The organism is Loktanella salsilacus (assembly GCF_900114485.1).
GTDB lineage: Bacteria > Pseudomonadota > Alphaproteobacteria > Rhodobacterales > Rhodobacteraceae > Loktanella > Loktanella salsilacus.
The window spans coordinates 30479-47831 of sequence record NZ_FOTF01000002.1; the positions used below are offsets into that span (position 1 = coordinate 30479).

At 61.4% G+C, this 17353-nt stretch carries 20 protein-coding genes; 8 read left to right on the top strand and 12 right to left on the bottom strand.

What is annotated here, in order from left to right; all coding sequences use genetic code 11:
- Position 1 precedes the first annotated feature (1 nt).
- The 4 genes from BM131_RS01655 to BM131_RS01670 are packed head-to-tail and all read left to right on the top strand — an operon-like array spanning position 2 to position 2515.
- Positions 2–214, top strand: coding sequence for a DUF6494 family protein (locus tag BM131_RS01655; protein WP_090184725.1), 213 nt, complete (start codon positions 2–4; stop codon positions 212–214).
- A complete protein-coding gene (locus BM131_RS01660) occupies positions 211–1275 on the top strand; it encodes an Mrp/NBP35 family ATP-binding protein (RefSeq protein ID WP_090184727.1) in 1065 nt (354 codons plus the stop codon). The genes BM131_RS01655 and BM131_RS01660 overlap by 4 nt, the downstream gene beginning before the upstream one ends.
- Positions 1272–1976, top strand: coding sequence for a biotin/lipoate--protein ligase family protein (locus tag BM131_RS01665; protein ID WP_090184729.1), 705 nt, complete (start codon positions 1272–1274; stop codon positions 1974–1976). The genes BM131_RS01660 and BM131_RS01665 overlap by 4 nt, the downstream gene beginning before the upstream one ends.
- Positions 1973–2515 carry a DUF6505 family protein gene (locus BM131_RS01670; protein WP_090184731.1) on the top strand — a complete coding sequence of 181 codons (543 nt, stop codon included), beginning with the start codon at positions 1973–1975 and terminating at the stop codon, positions 2513–2515. The genes BM131_RS01665 and BM131_RS01670 overlap by 4 nt, the downstream gene beginning before the upstream one ends.
- A 111-nt stretch (positions 2516–2626) precedes the next feature.
- Here the strand turns inward: BM131_RS01670 and BM131_RS01675 are convergent, their stop codons facing one another.
- From BM131_RS01675 to BM131_RS01690, 4 genes are read right to left on the bottom strand one after another with little or no spacing between them, the layout of a single operon-like run.
- Positions 2627–3436, bottom strand: a complete 810-nt coding sequence (locus BM131_RS01675; RefSeq protein ID WP_090184733.1) for an ABC transporter substrate-binding protein — start codon at positions 3434–3436, stop codon at positions 2627–2629.
- A complete protein-coding gene (locus tag BM131_RS01680; protein ID WP_372804434.1) occupies positions 3433–4143 on the bottom strand; it encodes an ATP-binding cassette domain-containing protein in 711 nt (236 codons plus the stop codon). The genes BM131_RS01675 and BM131_RS01680 overlap by 4 nt, the downstream gene beginning before the upstream one ends.
- The gene (locus BM131_RS01685) at positions 4140–4844 is read right to left on the bottom strand and encodes an ABC transporter permease (protein ID WP_090184739.1); all 705 of its coding nucleotides are present in this window, start codon (positions 4842–4844) and stop codon (positions 4140–4142) included. Before BM131_RS01685 ends, BM131_RS01680 begins: the two co-directional genes overlap by 4 nt.
- Before the next feature lie 36 nt (positions 4845–4880).
- Complete coding sequence (locus BM131_RS01690; protein ID WP_090184742.1) at positions 4881–5309, bottom strand: cupin domain-containing protein; 429 nt, start codon at positions 5307–5309, stop codon at positions 4881–4883.
- 145 nt (positions 5310–5454) lie between these two features.
- On the opposite strand from BM131_RS01690, the gene BM131_RS01695 reads away from it, so the two are divergent.
- Together BM131_RS01695 and BM131_RS01700 are read left to right on the top strand one after the other, a co-directional pair.
- A complete protein-coding gene (locus BM131_RS01695; protein WP_090184745.1) occupies positions 5455–6015 on the top strand; it encodes a PRC-barrel domain-containing protein in 561 nt (186 codons plus the stop codon).
- A 140-nt stretch (positions 6016–6155) separates the two neighbouring features.
- Entirely contained in the window at positions 6156–6929 is a 774-nt protein-coding gene (locus BM131_RS01700; protein ID WP_175499121.1) for an NYN domain-containing protein, read from the top strand.
- A gap of 66 nt (positions 6930–6995) precedes the next feature.
- On the opposite strand, the gene eno is transcribed toward BM131_RS01700, so the two are convergent.
- Genes eno through BM131_RS01715 form a run of 3 tightly spaced genes read right to left on the bottom strand, consistent with a single transcriptional unit; the run spans position 6996 to position 9709 of the window.
- On the bottom strand, positions 6996–8273 hold the full coding sequence (gene eno, locus BM131_RS01705; protein ID WP_090184750.1) for a phosphopyruvate hydratase: 1278 nt from the start codon (positions 8271–8273) through the stop codon (positions 6996–6998).
- A 38-nt stretch (positions 8274–8311) separates the two neighbouring features.
- Positions 8312–9202, bottom strand: coding sequence for a DMT family transporter (locus BM131_RS01710; protein WP_090184753.1), 891 nt, complete (start codon positions 9200–9202; stop codon positions 8312–8314).
- 57 nt (positions 9203–9259) lie between these two features.
- Complete coding sequence (locus BM131_RS01715; RefSeq protein WP_090184755.1) at positions 9260–9709, bottom strand: Fur family transcriptional regulator; 450 nt, start codon at positions 9707–9709, stop codon at positions 9260–9262.
- Positions 9710–9855: 146 nt separating this feature from the next.
- On the opposite strand from BM131_RS01715, the gene BM131_RS01720 reads away from it, so the two are divergent.
- A complete protein-coding gene (locus tag BM131_RS01720) occupies positions 9856–10605 on the top strand; it encodes a DUF533 domain-containing protein (protein WP_175499122.1) in 750 nt (249 codons plus the stop codon).
- On the opposite strand, the gene BM131_RS01725 is transcribed toward BM131_RS01720, so the two are convergent.
- From BM131_RS01725 to tyrS, 5 genes are all read right to left on the bottom strand, one after another.
- The gene (locus BM131_RS01725) at positions 10602–11579 is read right to left on the bottom strand and encodes a CorA family divalent cation transporter (RefSeq protein WP_090184760.1); all 978 of its coding nucleotides are present in this window, start codon (positions 11577–11579) and stop codon (positions 10602–10604) included. The two genes, BM131_RS01720 and BM131_RS01725, sit on opposite strands and share 4 nt — an antisense overlap.
- Positions 11566–12414, bottom strand: a complete 849-nt coding sequence (locus tag BM131_RS01730; RefSeq protein ID WP_090184763.1) for a PhzF family phenazine biosynthesis protein — start codon at positions 12412–12414, stop codon at positions 11566–11568. The genes BM131_RS01725 and BM131_RS01730 overlap by 14 nt, the downstream gene beginning before the upstream one ends.
- On the bottom strand, positions 12411–13667 hold the full coding sequence (locus tag BM131_RS01735; protein ID WP_090184766.1) for a cation:proton antiporter: 1257 nt from the start codon (positions 13665–13667) through the stop codon (positions 12411–12413). The genes BM131_RS01730 and BM131_RS01735 overlap by 4 nt, the downstream gene beginning before the upstream one ends.
- 42 nt (positions 13668–13709) lie before the next feature.
- Complete coding sequence (locus BM131_RS01740; protein ID WP_090184769.1) at positions 13710–14579, bottom strand: GNAT family N-acetyltransferase; 870 nt, start codon at positions 14577–14579, stop codon at positions 13710–13712.
- 189 nt (positions 14580–14768) lie between these two features.
- The gene (tyrS, locus tag BM131_RS01745) at positions 14769–16019 is read right to left on the bottom strand and encodes a tyrosine--tRNA ligase (RefSeq protein ID WP_090184772.1); all 1251 of its coding nucleotides are present in this window, start codon (positions 16017–16019) and stop codon (positions 14769–14771) included.
- A gap of 105 nt (positions 16020–16124) precedes the next feature.
- Here tyrS and BM131_RS01750 point away from each other — a divergent pair, with 105 nt between their 5' ends.
- Positions 16125–17222 (top strand): anhydro-N-acetylmuramic acid kinase, encoded by a 1098-nt coding sequence (locus BM131_RS01750; protein WP_090184774.1) that lies wholly within the window; start codon positions 16125–16127, stop codon positions 17220–17222.
- Positions 17223–17353 lie beyond the last annotated feature (131 nt).

The following is a 17353-nucleotide window of genomic DNA, read 5'->3' on the forward strand; positions in this document are numbered from 1 at the left end:
GATGTCTGATGACACATTCAACATGTCCATGCGCAAATTCCTGAAACAGGTGGGGGTGACCAGCCAGCAAGCGATCGAAGAAGCGATGCGCGCCAAAGGCGGGACCGAAGGCCAAACCTTCGAGGCCAAGGTCGTGCTGACCGTGAACGGTCTTGATCTGGAACACACCGTCACCGGCCAGATCGCTGGCGCATCCTCGGACGCCTCCGCATGAGCGTGACTCGCGACGACGTGCAGGCCGTTCTGGCAGGCATCACCGATCCCGCAACGAACGGCCCGCTCAACGCATCCGGCGCAGTCAAGGCACTGACCGTGGACGGCGGCACCGTGCGCTTTGTTCTGGAAATCGCAGCCAGCCGGGCGGCAGAGTACGCCCCCGTGCAGGCCGAGGCGGAAAAGCTGATTGGCGCGCTGGACGGCGTGGAAAAGGTGACGGTCGTGATGACCGCGCATTCCAGCCCCGCCGCCCCGCCGGATTTGAAATCCGGCCGCGCGGCCCCCTCTGGCCCGCAAAAAATCCCCGGCATTGACCGCATTCTGGCTGTCGCGTCCGGCAAAGGCGGCGTTGGCAAATCCACCGTCGCGTCCAACCTTGCCTGCGCGCTGGCCGCGATGGGCCGCCGCGTTGGTCTGCTGGACGCTGATGTCTACGGCCCCAGCCAGCCGCGCATGCTTGGCGTATCTGGCCGCCCGGCCAGCCCCGATGGCAAAACAATCCTGCCCCTGCGCAACTACGGCGTGACGATGATGTCCATCGGCCTGATGACGAACGAAGACCAAGCCGTCGTCTGGCGCGGCCCCATGCTGATGGGCGCATTGCAGCAGATGATGAACCAGGTGCAATGGGGCGCGCTAGACGTGCTGATCGTCGATTTGCCACCCGGCACGGGTGACGTGCAGATGACCCTTGCGCAAAAGGCGCAGGTCGACGGCGCGATCATCGTGTCCACGCCGCAGGACGTCGCCTTGCTAGATGCGCGCAAGGGCATCGACATGTTCCAGCAGCTGCACGTGCCGATCATCGGCATGATCGAAAACATGAGCACGCATATCTGCTCTGAATGCGGTCACGAAGAACACGTCTTCGGCCATGGCGGCGTCGCGAAAGAGGCCGCAAAGCTCGGCGTGCCTTTGCTGGCGGAAATTCCGCTGCACTTGTCGATCCGCCTTGCCGCGGACGGCGGCGCACCCATCGTGGTGTCCGATCCCGAAAGCGCGCAGGCTAAAGCATTCCTTGATGTCGCCAAGCATCTGATCGACGCAGGATCCGCGTGACCGACGCCGATTTTCCACCGTTGTTTAACGGCTACGCCAGCGCGGGGGACGACCCCCTTGCGCTGGCCTGCAACGCTGCGCAGGGCGGCACCGAAGCCGGACTTGTCATCCACGACGCAGGCCCAGACAGCCTGCGCGCCGCCGTCGTCTTTGCGCCAGAGGTGCCGCTGCGCGAAGCCGCGATCATGCTCCCGCTGTGCGGTCTGGGCTTTCAAAACGCCCTTGGCGTGCTGGCCCCGCCGGTGGTCGCGATCCACCTTGGCTGGGACGGCGCGATCTACGTCAATGGCGGCCGCTGCGGCCAGCTGACGATGATCGCCAGCACCGATGATCCGGATGCTGTGCCGGATTGGCTGGTGATCGGCCTTCACCTTGACCTGACCCCGCTCGGGGACGACGGTGGCACTGACCCGGATCGCACGGCGCTTTACGCCGAAGGCTGCGGCGATGTGGCGGCCCCTGATTTGTTGGCAGCATGGCTGCGCCATTCGCTATCTTGGCTGGATACTTGGGACAACCAAGGTACCGCGCCGCTGCACCGCGAATGGTCCGGCCTTGTGCATGGGCTGAACGAAACCGTCACCCTCGCGGGCCAGACGGGCACCTTGCTTGGCACGGATGAGCATCTGAACGGGCTGCTCAAATCCGGCGACACGACCACCCTGATCCCGCTGACCCGCCTGTTAAAGGACGCCCCATGAAACTTGCCCGCGCCATCCACTTTGACGAAAGCGACACCCGCGTCTTTCACAGCCCGGCCCGCACCGGCGAATGGTGCATCCCGGGCGGCTTCGAGTTTTCGAACTGGTCCCAAGGCGACCTTGTCGGCAAGGCGCGGCAAGCCTTCACCAATGGCTGGATGGGCGTCGAAACCTATGGCCGCACAACCTTTGTCGCTGTCACGCCGATCACCCCTTCAGAACTGGATGCGCTGGCAGACGCCCTTGCCGCACATTTTGTGACGATTTACGGCGCACCCGATCCTGAGACCGCGCGCCCGACAGCCCTAGAAGAGCTGCACCACATGGCCGATCTTTGCGCCGATCACGACACCAATACACTGCTCACCGTGACCCGAGAGCTCACGGAATCCGGCGTGCGCGAAAGCTTCCGCGCGATCCCGCCACAAGACGCCGGGCTAGAGCAGTTCGCGATCCACGTCACCGATGATGACGCGGGCCACGATCATGCCCACGACCATCACCACGACCATCACCACGGGCACGACCACAAGCATTAGCGCGCCACGTCCACAACTTCTTCTGGTCAAAAATACCTCGGGGGGAGTCCCGCAGGGACGGGGGGCTGGCCCCCCGCCTTTACTGATTTTTCAGCGAAAAATCGGTGCGCGTTACTCAGCCGCCGCGTTGAATACAAACAGGGGCTCGCCGCCGATTTCATAGGCTTCGATCAGGTCTTTGGCGGCATCAGAGACCAGCCAACCTTCTAGCTTCATCGCTAGATCATTGCGCACGCCGGGGTGTGCTTCGGGGCTGACGGGAATGTAGGCGTATTGGTTGAACAGCGCCGGATCACCCGCAAACAGCAGCGCCAGATCGCCCTTGTTGCCAAAGTTGAGCCAGCTGGCCCTGTCCGCAAGGATATAGGCGTTCAGGCCCGACGCGGTGTTCAGCGCAGCCCCCATGCCTGCGCCGACGGCCTTGTACCATGGGCCAAAAGTGGCGGGATCAAGTTCGGCGGTTTTCCACAAACCCAGCTCTGCCTTATGCGTGCCGCTGTCGTCGCCGCGGCTGACGAACTCTGCCTCAACCGCTGCAATCGCCTGCAACGCGCCTGCGGCGGTTTCAGTCTGCGCAATGCTGGCGGGGTCGGTGTTTGGGCCGATCAGGACAAAGTCGTTATACATAATCTCGCGGCGGTGGGTGCCATTGCCGGATGCGACAAAGGCTTCTTCGGCGGCGCGCGAATGCACCAGCACCGCATCGACGTCGCCGTTGTTACCCAGCTCGATCGCCTGGCCTGTGCCAACAACCAAAAGTTGAAGGTCGATATCCAGATCGGTTTTAATCGCAGGCAGCAGAACGTCGGCCAGACCTGAGTTTTCAAACGACGTCGTCACCGCCATCTTCATCTCTTCCGCCTGCGTTTGTGCGCCAAACAGGGTGGCAATGGCCGTCAGGGCCAAAATGGGGCGTGTCATGTCACGATGTCTCCGTTCAGGAATGATGCAAGCGCCGGGTGCTGCGGGCGGTCAAAGAATCGATCCCGCGATGCAGCCTCAGCGATAGTGCCACCCAATACAAACAGCGCGTCATCCGCAAGGCGGCGTGCCTGTCCCATGTCGTGTGTCGCCATCACGATCCGCACGCCCGCGTCCCGCGCGTCGCGCAGCAGCCCCTCAATCGCAAGGGTCGCGGCCCCGTCCAAGCTGGCGCAAGGCTCGTCCAAGAACAGCACCTGCGGTTTGCCAATCAGCGCGCGGGCCAATGCCAGCTTTTGCCGCTCGCCGCCGGACAGGCGCGGGGCAGGGGTTGTCAGCGCGTCGCTCAGCCCGATCTTGGCGGCCCATTCCGTGACAGCCACGTCCTGATCGGCGCGCGCCACGCCGTGCAGTGCCAGCGGATAGCGCAGATTGGCGGCGACCGACCGGCGCAGCATGATCGGGCTTTGGAACACAAAAGCCTGCCGCGCCTGCGCATCGCGGTCGGGCACGGCCCAGTTCGCGCTGCCGGATGACAGCCGTTCCACGCCGTGCATCACGCGCAGCAAGGTAGTCTTGCCCGAACCATTGGGGCCGACGATGACTGTGACACCGCCGGTGCCAAGCGTCAGGTCCACGGGGCCCAGCAGACGCTTGCCCCGGCGGCGCACTTCGGCTGCGGTTAGGCGCAGGGGCAGAATATTCACCAGCGTCCCTCCCGCTCTGTGCCAGACAGGGCGTGGATCGCCAGATTAACGGCAATCGCCATGCCGATCAGGACGAACCCAAGGCCAAGGGCCAATGCAAAATCGCCTTTGCCAGTCTCTAGCGCAATTGCTGTGGTCAGCACGCGGGTTGCGTGTTCGATATTGCCGCCGACGATCATGATCGCCCCGACCTCTCCGATCGCGCGGCCAAAGCCGGCCAGCACGGCCGTCAGCAAGGTGCGCCGCCCGTCATAGATCAGCGTCATGATCCGCTGCCGTTTCGTCGCGTTCAGCGATATCAGCAGGTCATGGTAATCCGCCCATAGATCGCGCATCGCCTGATGCGTGACCGAGGCGATCAGCGGCGTGATAATGACGACCTGCGCGATCACCATCGCGGTGGGCGTAAACAGCAGCCCGAGCACGCCCAGCGGCCCAGCCCGCGACAACAGCACATAAATCACAAGGCCCACGACGACGGGCGGCAGACCCATAAAGGCATTGAGCAGCGCAATCACCGTGCGCCGATAGCGAAAGCGCTGGATCGCCAGCACGGTGCCCAGCGGTATCGCGATGATGCTGGCCACGACCAATGCGGTCAGGGTGACGCGCAAGGATCGCAGGCTAATCTCGACCAGGTCTGGGTCCAGCGTCACGACCAGTTTTGCGGCCGACAGAAGACCTTCGGTAATCGTGTTCATCGTCTGCCGATCTGTCCCTGCATCCTGCCCAACGTGCTAGGCAGACGCGCGCGGAATGTCAAAGCCCGCAGGGGCCAAATGAAAGCCCGCGAAATCAAAGCCCGGCGATACGGTGCAGCTGACCAGCGTCCAGTCGCCTGTGCTGCGCGCAGATTGCCAATGATGTGGCGGCACGATCAACTGCGCCGACTGTCCAGCCAGCACGTCAGGCCCCAGCACATCATCTGTGGCTGGCCCCGCGTCAGTCGCAGACCGCGACAGGATCAGGGGGCTGCCGGCGTGGTAAAACCAAATCTCTGTCGCGTCGACGGTGTGCCAATGGCTGACCTCACCCCGCGGCAATAAAAACAGGATCGCGGTGCCACTGGGACGGCCTGTGTTCTCGGCCACCCAAGTCTGGCGATACCAACCGCCTTCGGGGTGGGGCGACAGGTTGAGGGCTGTAATAATAGCTTCGGCGCTCATCGGGTTCCCCAGAAATTAGCTGATATTTAAGAAATTGTATAATCGTTAAAGCAGGTTAAAGAAACAAACGTTTGCGCTGCGTCAGGTGCAACCAATTGTCGCTTCACCCTGTTGTGATGGCAGATGAAGACAATAGGAGATGACAATGAACATCCTGAAAACAAGCACCGCCGCAATCGCACTGACCGTCGCTGGTTCCATGGCATTCGCTGAAAGCCACGTCACCGCAGACGAGGCAATGGAAAACGACGCAGCACAGGTCGAGCAGTCGGTCGAAGGCGCAGCAGACGCAACCGGCAACGCCGTGTCTGACGCAGCAGAGTCGGTCGACGATATGCAGAACTTTGACCTGAGCACGTCGGAAAACCTGATCCGCACCCGCGATATCGTTGGCGGTGAAGTGTGGCGCATGGACCCCGAGGCCGACAACGTCACATGGACGGAAAACGGCACCTATGAAGGCACCGGCGAAGGCTGGGAGCGTATCGGCTCTATCGAAGACATCGTGCTGTCCAAAGACGGCCAGATGATCGGTATCGTCGGTGAAGTCGGCGGCTTTCTGGGCCTTGGCGACAAAATGGTCCTGATGCCCGTCGAGAACGTGCGCCTGACCGCAATCGACGATGGCCAGTATGCGTTCGTCACACAGATGACGCAGGAAGACATCGAAGCAGCGCAAGACGTTGACGAAGGCTTCTGGGACTAATCTTTAGGGTCCGATTGACGACAGAGGGGTGGCTTCGGCCGCCCCTTTTTCGTTCTAAGGTGACAAAAAAACGCGCTGCGTCAAATTGCGGCCTTAATACACGCCTAGCGTGTTCGGTGAAAAAGACACAGGAATCTGACGTGACCGAACCGCGCATTGCTCTGTTCGTTGATGGCGACAATATCAGCCCGGTACATGCCGATCTTATTCTGAAGGCTGTCAAACGGCGTGGCCGTGTTGATGTCTCTCGCGTTTATGGACAGGCGAACCGGACATCCGATTGGCTAACTGCGCCTGGGTTTCGCATGATCCATGCTGGGTGCGGAAAAAACGCAGCTGATGTTTTGCTTTGCATCGACGCGATTGAAATGGCGATAACCGGGGTGTGGGATACATTTGTGATTGCGACGTCCGACGGCGATTTTACGCATCTGGTGCAACGATTGCGCGAACGTGGAATGACCGTCTGCGGGATCGGAGAAGCGAAAGCCCCGATATCCTTTCGGACCGCGTGCAGCGATTTTGTTCAGGTCGGTGCACAGTCGAAATCTGCGGCAAAACCTAACGTGAGCCCAGAGATAAAAACTGAGAAACCTCCAGAATTACAGCCTAAACCAAAATTACCAGATCTGAGCTGTTTCGGGCAAATTTCCAAATTGGATCACGATATTATCTACATGATGATGTCGCAGAAAACTCCGGCCCAAGGGATGAAGATCACCGACGTAAATATTCGAATGAAATTCGATTTAGGGGTTCTGATTGGCGCAGTTGAAGAAAAGACCTGGCGAGCGTATTTTTCAAAACGGCCCGATCTTTATAGCCTTGATCCCAAAGGCCCAGATGCAAAAGTCCGATATCGAAAACCAGCGATTTCTAGAGCATTCCAATCCGTAACCCTTGCTGCCGAGTAACCACCCATCACCCACAAAAAAGCCCGCCGCGCAGTGCTGCACGGCGGGCTTCGCTTAGACTAAACCTTAGCCCTTCAGGATCGAACGACCGGCGTACTGCGCGGTCTCGCCCAGCATTTCCTCGATCCGGATCAGCTGGTTGTACTTTGCCAGACGGTCCGAGCGGGACAGCGAGCCGGTTTTGATCTGGCCGCAGTTGGTCGCAACCGCAAGGTCGGCGATGGTCGCGTCCTCGGTCTCACCGGAACGGTGGGACATGACGTTGGTAAAGCCTGCGCGGTGGGCCATTTCAACGGCTTGCAGGGTCTCGGTCAGGGTGCCGATCTGGTTGACCTTGACCAGCATAGAGTTCGCAGAGCCGCGCTTGATGCCTTCGGCCAGACGCTTGGGGTTGGTCACGAACAGATCGTCGCCGACCAGCTGGACCTTGTTGCCGATGCGGTCGGTCAGGGCCTTCCAGCCGTCCCAGTCATCCTCGGACATGCCGTCTTCAATGCTGATGATCGGATAGTCGCTGGCCAGCTGCGCCAGATAGTCGACGTTCTCTTCGGACGTCAGCGACTTGCCTTCGCCAACCATCTCGTACTTGCCGTTTTTGTAGTATTCGGTCGCGGCACAATCGAGGGCAAGGAAGATATCCTCGCCGGGCTTGTAGCCGGCCTTTTCAATGGACTTCAGAATGAAATCAAGGGCTTCGCGGCTAGAGCTCAGACCGGGGGCAAAGCCGCCCTCATCGCCGATACCGGTGTTGTAGCCCGCGTTCGACAGCTCTTTTTTCAGCGTGTGGAACACTTCAGAGCCCATGCGCACCGCTTCGCGGATGTTGGCCGCGGCGACCGGCATGATCATGAATTCTTGAATATCGATCGGGTTATCAGCATGTTCACCGCCGTTGATGATGTTCATCATCGGCACAGGCATCACGCGCGCAGAGGTGCCGCCGATGTAGCGGAACAGCGGCTGGCTGGTGAAATCGGCAGCGGCTTTAGCGACGGCCATCGATACGCCAAGGATCGCGTTGGCGCCCAAACGTGCTTTGTTGTCCGTGCCATCCAGCTCGATCATCGTCTCGTCGATGCCGACTTGGTCCAGCGCGTCGCAATCCAGCAGCGCCTCGAAAATCTCGCCGTTGACGGCGGCGACGGCTTCCAGCACGCCTTTACCCATGTAGCGGGACTTGTCGCCATCGCGGCGCTCGACCGCCTCGTGTGCGCCGGTGGACGCGCCAGAGGGGACAGCTGCGCGGCCCATGGTGCCGTCTTCGAGTGTCACGTCAACTTCGACCGTAGGGTTGCCCCGGCTGTCCAGAATTTCGCGGGCGTGAATGTCGATGATGCTGCTCATAAGAGGCTCCGATTTAGTGAGTGTTAGCGTTAACGGGTTTATATCGCGCCTGCTGCCGCAAGGGAAGCGCGGCGGCGCTGGCCTTCGCGGATTGCGGCGTATGTGCCAGACCCCACGATGATCGCGGCGCCGATCAATGTGGCAAGGTCCGGGCGTTCGCCAAAGACGGTCGTGCCGACGATCAGCGCAAAGACCAGCCGCGAATAGCGGAAGGGCGCGATGTGGGACATGTCGCCAAGCCGCGTGGCGGTGACCAGCGCGTAATAGCCCAGCACGCCCGCCGCGATGGACCCGGCAATGCGCCAGCTGTCGGTGCCCGATGGGACGGCAAAGCTGTCGCCCATGACCGCCATCAGCACTAGCCCGGTCGGCACGATCACCGCAAAGGCATAGGTCGACAGCCGCATAGAGCTGATCGAGCGGGGAATACGCCGTGTTGCCAGATCGCGAATGCCAAGGAAAATAACGCCTTGCACCGCGAACAGCGACGCAGGCTGAAACGAGTCCAGACCGGGGCGGATAATCAGCAGCACCCCGCAAAAGCCGACGGCAATCGCAACCCAGCGCCGCCAGCCCACGGATTCTTGCAAAAACAGCGCAGCCCCCAGCGTCACAAACAGCGGCGTCGCCTGAAAGATCGCAGAGGCGCTGGAAATCGGCGTCAGAATTACCGCAGAGACATAGCCGACAGTGCCAAAGACTTCACCAAAGTTGCGCAGCAGGACCATCGGGTGCAGCACGTCGCGGGCCAGTAGGCTTTGCCCTTGGACCCAGCAGACGATTGCGAAAATAAGCCCGCCGCCCAGCCCCAGCATGGCTAGGATTTGCCCGGTGGGCAGGGCGTTTGCCATCTGCTTCATGAACATGTCTTCTAGCGCGAAGCCAAGCATCGCCAGAACCATCAGAATGCTGCCGCGCAGATTGTCCAAAGCCGGACTCCAATTCAGGAATGTTACAGGTGGGTTACGCCCCGGCCGCGCAATTGCCTAGTCTGGATCGCCGCTTTTTTGCACCTTTGCCGTGTTTCGCGGCGCAATGCGCTCGCCGAACAACGACAGGCGGTGGCCCACCAGACGATAGCCAAGGCGCTTTGCAATTTTGTCCTGCAGCGCCTCGATTTCTGGGTCGACAAATTCGATGACCTGTCCGGTGGCCATGTCGATCAGGTGGTCGTGGTGGGCGACGTCTGCCGCCTCGTACCGCGCGCGGCCATCGCCAAAGGTGTGCTTTTCCAGGATGCCTTTTTCCTCGAACAACTTCACCGTGCGGTACACCGTTGCAAGAGAGATGCGCGGATCAACCTGCGCGGCGCGCGCGTGCAAGGCTTCGGCGTCGGGGTGATCGCTCGCGGCGTCCAGCACGCCGGCAATCACCCGCCGGGGGGCGGTCATGCGCAGGCCCGCTGCGGCGGCGCGGGTCAAAATCGAAGTTGTCATGGCAGGAATCCCCCGGGAACTGACTTATGGTCTTAGCGTTATTCCGCCAGATCGGCCACCGATGTGATGACATCTGGCTGCAATTCCCATGGCAAAGTGTTGGCCCCCGTGCCAGCCTGCCGCAAAGTTTAACCGGAGGACGTCACATGAGCCTAATGAAAACACTAACCCGCGTCGCTGTCGGCATTGCTGTCGCAAAAGGGGCCAGCGCCCTGACACGCAACGCGCGTGCGGGCAAATCGGGCACGATGCTGGATGATTGGATGGCCCCAAAGGGCGGCACATCGGCGTCCACTGGCAGCGGTATGGGCGGCGGTTTGGGCGGTCTTTTGGACAGCTTGCAGGGCAAGCAGACCGGCGATCGGCGCACGCAGCCGTCCTCTGGCGGGTTGCAGGATATGCTGGGCGGTTTGGCTGGCGCTGGCGGTCTTGGCGGGTTGCTGGGCGGTTTGGCCGGCGGGGCCAGCGGCGGCGGTTTTGGCAAAGCGCTGCAATCGCAATTCGACACCACGCCAGAGCCTGCACAAGAGCCGACCGCTGACCAAGAAGGCCTGGCCGCTGTGATGCTGCTGGCCATGGTGCAAGCGGCGCAGGCTGACGGGCATCTGGACGACACCGAACGTGGCCGCATCATGGACCACCTGAACGAGGCGACACCGGCAGAGCGTGCCTTTGTCGAACAGGCCATGGCGCAGCGCATGTCGGTCACCGATCTGGCCGCCCGCGTCCCCGCAGGCGCAGAGGCGCAGGTCTATTCCATGGCCGTCATGGCGATTGATCTGGACCACCCCGCAGAGGTTGATTTCCTGCGCGGTTTCGCAGACGAGCTTGGCCTGCGGTCCGGCGATGTGAACGACATTCACGCCCAGATGGGCGTGGTGCCGCTGTATAGCTAGAACCAGCGCAGCCAGCGCATGACGGCGGCAGATACGACGCCGATCACCGCCATGCCGATGCACAACAGCAAAAAGGCATGCCCGCTTTGAACGCCGGGCATGCCGCCGACATTGACCCCGAAGAGGCCGGTCAAGAAGCCAAGCGGCAGAAAAATCGCCGCCACAACGGACAAGCGATAACCGTTCCGTTCCAGCCGCATATTTTGCACCGTATCCAGATGGTCCGACATCGCTGTCAGGCGGTCGTGCACCTCTGACAGCTCTTCTAGCGCCCAGCGGCACCGGCTGGCGGTATCACGCAGGCGGTGGCGCAGATCGTCCTTGATCAGGTCGGTATTCAGTTGGGCGACCTGCGTCAGCGCCTCGGCCAAAGGGGCGACATGGCGGCGGAACTTGATGATTTCACGCCGCAGCGGTGCCAGATCGTCCAAGGGCGCGCGGTCATGCTCGTAAACATCGTCTTCCATGTCGTCGGCGGTGTCTTCACGGGCAAAGGCGATGTCTTCGAGCCGTTCCACCAACCCTTCGGTGATGCGCGCGAGCATGTGGCCGGGGCTGTGGGGCGCGTTATTATCCAGAACCTGCGCGCGCAGGTCTTCTAACGCGAAAATCCGTTGACGGCGCACGGTGATGATCAAATCGGCGGTCATCCAGATGCGCAGGGACACCATGTCGGCGGATTCCTCGCCCGCGTTCAGGTTGATGCCGCGCAGGGTCACGGCCATGCCGTGCCCGTCGTAATCTAGCCGCGGCCGGGTTTTATCGGCCAGCAAAGTGCGCCGCGCCAAGCCGGGCAGATATTGCGCCGACCAACCGGGCAGGGCCAGATCGGACAGATCGAAATGCAGCCAGCGATAGGCCGCGCCGCTGGCCGGGACAGCTTGCAGGTCGGACGCCGGGCGGGCGGTGCCGTCGTCCCAGATGTCAAAGGCGGACAGGGGCGTGAGGGTCGAGGATTCGTTATTTGTGTCCAAAAAACTGCCCCTCCATCACGCGGACGGCTTGGCCAGAGATCGTCACACCAGCGGCGTGTGCGCGGGCGTGAATAACCGACGGGCGGCCCATATCGTCGCCTTGGTGGATCGTCAGGTCCTGCGCCGCGCCTGTCACATCAAACAGCAAAGCGGCAAGGGCGGCCGCGGCGCTGCCGGTAGCGGGATCCTCTGGAATATTGTCGAGGGGGGCAAACATGCGGGCGTGGATCAGATCATCCGCCACGACATAGGCAAGCACGGCGAAATCGAACTTGCTGGGATAGCGCGCCGCACCGATGCGCATGGCGGCCACATCAGGTTGGCAGCGCGACAGCGCCGCGCGGTCCGTCAGTTGCGCAATGACAAACGGCACGCCGACGCCCGCCTGCACCGGGGCGTGAACCTGCACCGCGATATCGTCCGGCGCCAGCCCAAGTGCGTCCGCCACAAGGGCCACATCCGGCGTATTATCGCGCGTCAAAGGCACCGTGGCGGTGAATTGCGCCCGGCCATCCGCAACGCTGCACGGCACGGGGCCAATCCCCAGCTCTAGCGTCATATCTGCAGGAAAGCCGATATCCGCCAGCGCGATAGCCGTGCCAATCAAGGGGTGGCCCGCAAAGGGCAGCTCTAGCGTTGGTGTGAAAATCCGTACCTTGGCGGTGTTTCGCAGATCGTCCGGGGGGTAGACAAAGGTGACCTCGGAAAAGTTGAACTCTGCCGCGATGGCCTGCAATTTGTCCTGCGGCAGCGCCTCTGCGTCGGGGAAAACCGCCAGTTGGTTGCCGCCAAAGGGGGTGTCGGTAAAGACGTCGTAGACAAGGTATGCGGTCATGGCAGCAGCTCCGGTTGCGGGTTCACATGGCGGGCCAGCCGCGCGACGGTCAAACCTTGGACGATGATGGAAAACACGACAACCATATAGGTTGCGGTCAGGATCACGGGCTTCCATTCGCCGTCAGGTAGGGAGAGCGCCAGCGCCACGGAAATCCCGCCCTTTAGCCCGCCCCAAGTCATGATGCGGATCACACCCGTGCTATAATCGCGGAACGGGCGCAGCAGGGTGATCGGGACGGCCACGGCCAGGAACCGCGCGAAAAGGCCCAGCACGATGGCGGCAAGGCCCGCCATGACATTGGCTGTGTCAAAGACGATGGCGAAAACTTCGACCCCGATCATCAAGAACAGCACCGCGTTCAGGATTTCGTCGATCAGTTTCCAAAACGCCTCTACGTATTTGCGGGTTTCCTCTGACATGCCAAGGCGCGTGCCGACGTCGCCGATTAGCAGACCTGCGCAGACCGCCATGATCGGGGCTGACACATGCAGCGCGACTGCCAGTTCGTAGCCGCCGAACGCTAGGCCAAGGGTCAGCAGAACCTCTAGCGAATAGTCGTCGATATGGCGCATGACGCGAAAGGTCAGGAAGCCAAGGACAAGGCCCAATGCCGCGCCGCCGATGGCTTCTTGTGCGAATAAAGCTGTGGCCGAGGCTACGCTGGTGTCGCTATCCCCATGCGCCGCCCCGGTAAACGCCGCACCGACAAGGATAAGATAGACGACATAACCGACGCCGTCATTAAACAGGCTTTCCCCCGCAATTTTGGTTTCCAGCGATTTGGGCAGGTTGGTTTCGCGCAAAACGCCCATCACGGCGACCGGATCCGTTGGGGAAATCAGCGCGCCAAACACCAGCGCCACCAGCAGCGGCATGCCCGTCACATAGGCAAAGCCGTAGCCCACCACGGCTGTCGATATCGCAATGCCCATCGTCGCCATCAGCGTGACCGTCGGCCATTCGCGTTTCAGATCAGAGGTTTTGACATGGAGCGCGCCCGCAAACAGCAGCAGTCCTAGCATGCCTTCCAACAAGGCATCCGAAAACTCGATCCCCACAACCTGCGCGCGGATCGTGTCCGCGATGCCAAGGGACGGCACAATCAGGTCCAGCCCCATCATGATGACAGAGGCCAGCAGGGCAACGATCAAGATGCCGATGGCGGACGGTAATTTGAGCACAAGGTAATTGATCGCGCCAAAGGCCCCGGCCAATACAATCAGGGTAGAGGCGATTTGCAGCAGGGACATGGCGGCTCCGATCAGCGGTTAACCTTGCCTATCACGGCGATTTTACCCTCGCCACCCCGGCAGACGCGCCCATGTACCCCCTAAAAGCTGTGCAGTAGCGCCGCTGCCCAGCTTGAACCGCGCCAAACCCGGGGCGTTCTGCGTATCCAACGTGCCAAGGTCCAATTGCGCCACCCCCATCGCGGCTAACCTGCGGGCGGCGTCGATCAGCAAAGCATGATGCGCGCGCAGGACGCGTCCGCGCGGACCGGACCAGCCGATCTGATAAGTCGCCATCGTGCCGTGCCGCAAGAACAACATCGCGGCGACTGGGGTGCCGCCTTCGCTGGCGGTCATGATCAGCGCGTCGCCGGCATTCGCCTGCGCATAGGCGAGCGACAGCGCATGGGGCAGGGCGCGGAACCGCTTCGCCCGTTGCTGCGCCAGATCGGCGTCCAGTAACCAGCCATCGCGGGATGGGCACAGAATCCGCTGCCGCAGCCGCAGGCCCGCCGCCATGCCCTGCCGCGCGGCGTTGCGCCATTTGCCAAAGGCGCGGTCCAGTTGGGCGTTCGGGTCCGCATCTAACTGTAAGATCGCAGCCGTGGCGGGGGACATGATCTGCACAAACCCCGCTTGGCGCATGACCTCTGCATCGCCGGGACCTGCATTCACCAGATGCAGGCGGGCCGCGCGCAGCGCTGTGGCGCGGTCGCAGATACTGAAATCAGGGGAAAACACCGGGCCGCGCGACGCAAAGCGCATATGACCCAAACCGCGCACCGCGCGGCGCACAACAAGAACCTGACCGCAGCCTTGCAACGGTTCAATCCCGGCATCGCGGCCCAGCAGGGTCAACGCCTGCGCAAAGCCGGGCGACTGCTGCAATGGCAGGGGGTGATCGATCAAATCGGTGGCGGGGCGCATCAACATGGCCGCCGTTAAATCAATCGAAACCTAAGGTCCGATTAATAGCGTCAATGATAATGACGTTAGGATTGCCATGATGACACCGCGCAAAATCCACGGCGTCGCGGCCGCAGCGCCGCGTCTTACAAAAATTGCGGCGGCCATATTAGCCGCCGCAACCTGTTTGCCGCTTCTGATCTATGTGCTGCTGACTTAGGCCAGCCGCACCAGCGCGTGACGCTTTTTACCAGCCGACAGCTTGATCGGCGCGGCCAGCATGTCTGCCGTCACCATCAGGCCTGCATCTGTCAGCGGCTCATCATTCAGGCGGGCACCGTTGTCGGCGATCAGGCGCTTTGCCTCTTTGCCGGATGCGGCAAGGCCCGCGCGCACGATGATCTGGGCGATGGACATGCCATCACCCAGCTCTGCTGCCGTCAGGTCGAGCGTTGGCAGATCGTCACCGACGCCGCCTTGCTCGAACACTTCGCGGGCGGTCGCCTCGGCGGCCTCGGCTGCGGCGCGGCCATGCAGCAGGGCGGTGACTTCGTTGGCAAGGATGATCTTCGCCGCGTTGATGTCAGCGCCTTGCAGGGCACCCAGACGGTCGCATTCCGCGACAGGCAGTTCGGTAAAGATTTTCAGGAACTTCGCCGTGTCCGCATCCGTCGTGTTGCGCCAGAACTGCCAGAAGCCATAAGGGGCCAGCATGTCGCCGTTCAGCCAGATCGCGCCGCCTTGGCTTTTGCCCATCTTGCGGCCATCGCTGGTGGTCAGCAGCGGCGTAGTCAGGCCAAAAATCTCGTTATCCAGAACACGGCGCGTCAGGTCGATACCGTTGATGATATTGCCCCACTGGTCCGATCCGCCCATCTGCAACACGCAGCCATAGCGACGGTTCAGTTCTAGAAAGTCGTAGGCCTGCAGAATCATGTAGTTGAATTCAAGGAACGACAGCGATTGTTCCCGGTCGAGGCGCGATTTCACCGATTCAAACGCCAGCATCCGGTTCACACTGAAATGCCGCCCGATATCGCGCAGGAAATCGAGGTAGTTCAGCTGGTCGAGCCATTCTGCGTTGTTCAGCATGATCGCATCGGTCGCGCCGTCGCCGTAGGACAGGTATTTGGCAAAAACCTGACCCATGCCGTCGATATTGGCCTGAATCTGCTCTGGCCCCAGCAAGGGACGCTCGTCACTGCGGAAGGACGGATCGCCCACCTTGGTCGTGCCGCCGCCCATCAGGGTGATCGGCTTATGGCCGCATTTTTGCAGCCAGCGCAGCACCATGATGTTCATCAGATGGCCAACATGCAGTGACGCCGCCGTGGCGTCATAGCCGATATAGGCGGGAACCACACCGTTGCTCAGGGCGTCATCAAGGGCTTGATAGTCGGTGCAATCGGCTAAAAAGCCACGCTCCATCATCACAGCCATGAAGTCTGATTTCGGGTGGTAGGTCATGTCTTGTTCCCATTCTCGTGGCGGGGCATCAATAATCCGGGCATCAATAGCGGTGCGCTCTGGTAAGGGCTAGTGGCTAAGGGCCAGAGGCTAAGGGAAATAACCATGAAGATCAAAGGGCCGATCAGGGCACTTGGGGCGATGTCAGGCACGTCGCTGGACGGAATTGATGGCGCGGTGCTGGTCACCGACGGCGAAACGATCACCAGTTTTGGCGAAACCGACTATCGCGAATACTCTGACCGCGAACGCGCCAGCCTGCGCAGCGCGCTGGGTCTGTGGCATGACGACAACGTGGCAGAGGCGGCCAAGGTTGTGGAACATGGGCATTATTCCTTGCTGGCGGGGTTCGAGGATATCGCGCTTGTCGGCTTTCACGGCCAGACGCTAGCGCATGATCCGGGCGGACGCGGCACGCATCAGGTAGGCGACGGCGCGGCCTTGGCGGATCGTTTGGGCTGGCCCGTGGTCTGGGATTTCCGCAGCGCTGATGTGCAATTGGGCGGGCAGGGTGCGCCGCTGGCACCGTTCTATCACTTTGCGCTGGCCCGCTGGATGCAGGCTGATGCACCTGTCGCGTTCCTGAACCTTGGCGGCGTGGGCAATCTGACGTGGATTGATCCCGGCAAAGCCCGGCCAGAGGATGACGGCGCTTTGCTGGCCTTTGATACGGGTCCGGCCAATGCGCTGCTGGACGACGCGATGTTCAAACGTTTGGGCAAGGCGCTGGACGAGGGCGGGGCGCTTGCTGCTGCGGGAACCATCAACGACGATATTATTGCTGAGTTTCTGGCGCATCCGTATTTTTACAAGATGCCGCCAAAGTCGCTTGATCGCGATACGTTTGAACGACTCGCCAAAGCCGTGGAAAAGCTATCCGATGCAGACGCTGCCGCGACTCTGACCGCAGCAAGCGCGCTGGCCGTGTCAAGTGCGATGCAACACTGCCCAACTGCCCCCAGCACGATCTGGGTGGCAGGCGGCGGGCGTCACAACCCCGTTCTGATGCAGATGATTGCCGCCGCTGTCGATGTGCCCGTGCGCCCGGTGGACGAGGCCGGATTAGACGGTGATATGCTTGAAGCACAGGCATTTGCCTATCTTGCGGTGCGTGTCGCGCGGGGGCTGCCGACGTCCTGCCAAGGCACCACGGGTGTGCGTGCAGCCGTGAGTGGCGGCACCCTTAGCCGCCCCGGTGCGTGACTGCACACATTCGCGTGAGTGTTGCAGACTTGCATCCACAATCTTGTGTTTCGTTTTTCTGGACCCTGGCGTGCTAACCAAACTCAATCCGGAGGGTTAACTCACCGGAACGACCAAACTCCCAAAGGAAT

Excerpts from the sequence above, each read along its gene's own strand:
- BM131_RS01655 (WP_090184725.1), top strand. The coding sequence starts at position 2 with ATGTCTGATGACACATTCAACATGTCCATGCGCAAATTCCTGAAACAG.
- BM131_RS01660 (WP_090184727.1), top strand. The coding sequence starts at position 211 with ATGAGCGTGACTCGCGACGACGTGCAGGCCGTTCTGGCAGGCATCACC.
- BM131_RS01670 (WP_090184731.1), top strand. The coding sequence starts at position 1,973 with ATGAAACTTGCCCGCGCCATCCACTTTGACGAAAGCGACACCCGCGTC.
- BM131_RS01675 (WP_090184733.1), bottom strand. The coding sequence starts at position 3,436 with ATGACACGCCCCATTTTGGCCCTGACGGCCATTGCCACCCTGTTTGGC.
- BM131_RS01685 (WP_090184739.1), bottom strand. The coding sequence starts at position 4,844 with ATGAACACGATTACCGAAGGTCTTCTGTCGGCCGCAAAACTGGTCGTG.
- BM131_RS01690 (WP_090184742.1), bottom strand. The coding sequence starts at position 5,309 with ATGAGCGCCGAAGCTATTATTACAGCCCTCAACCTGTCGCCCCACCCC.
- BM131_RS01695 (WP_090184745.1), top strand. The coding sequence starts at position 5,455 with ATGAACATCCTGAAAACAAGCACCGCCGCAATCGCACTGACCGTCGCT.
- eno (WP_090184750.1), bottom strand. The coding sequence starts at position 8,273 with ATGAGCAGCATCATCGACATTCACGCCCGCGAAATTCTGGACAGCCGG.
- BM131_RS01715 (WP_090184755.1), bottom strand. The coding sequence starts at position 9,709 with ATGACAACTTCGATTTTGACCCGCGCCGCCGCAGCGGGCCTGCGCATG.
- BM131_RS01720 (WP_175499122.1), top strand. The coding sequence starts at position 9,856 with ATGAGCCTAATGAAAACACTAACCCGCGTCGCTGTCGGCATTGCTGTC.
- BM131_RS01730 (WP_090184763.1), bottom strand. The coding sequence starts at position 12,414 with ATGACCGCATACCTTGTCTACGACGTCTTTACCGACACCCCCTTTGGC.
- BM131_RS01735 (WP_090184766.1), bottom strand. The coding sequence starts at position 13,667 with ATGTCCCTGCTGCAAATCGCCTCTACCCTGATTGTATTGGCCGGGGCC.
- BM131_RS01740 (WP_090184769.1), bottom strand. The coding sequence starts at position 14,579 with ATGTTGATGCGCCCCGCCACCGATTTGATCGATCACCCCCTGCCATTG.
- tyrS (WP_090184772.1), bottom strand. The coding sequence starts at position 16,019 with ATGACCTACCACCCGAAATCAGACTTCATGGCTGTGATGATGGAGCGT.
- BM131_RS01750 (WP_090184774.1), top strand. The coding sequence starts at position 16,125 with ATGAAGATCAAAGGGCCGATCAGGGCACTTGGGGCGATGTCAGGCACG.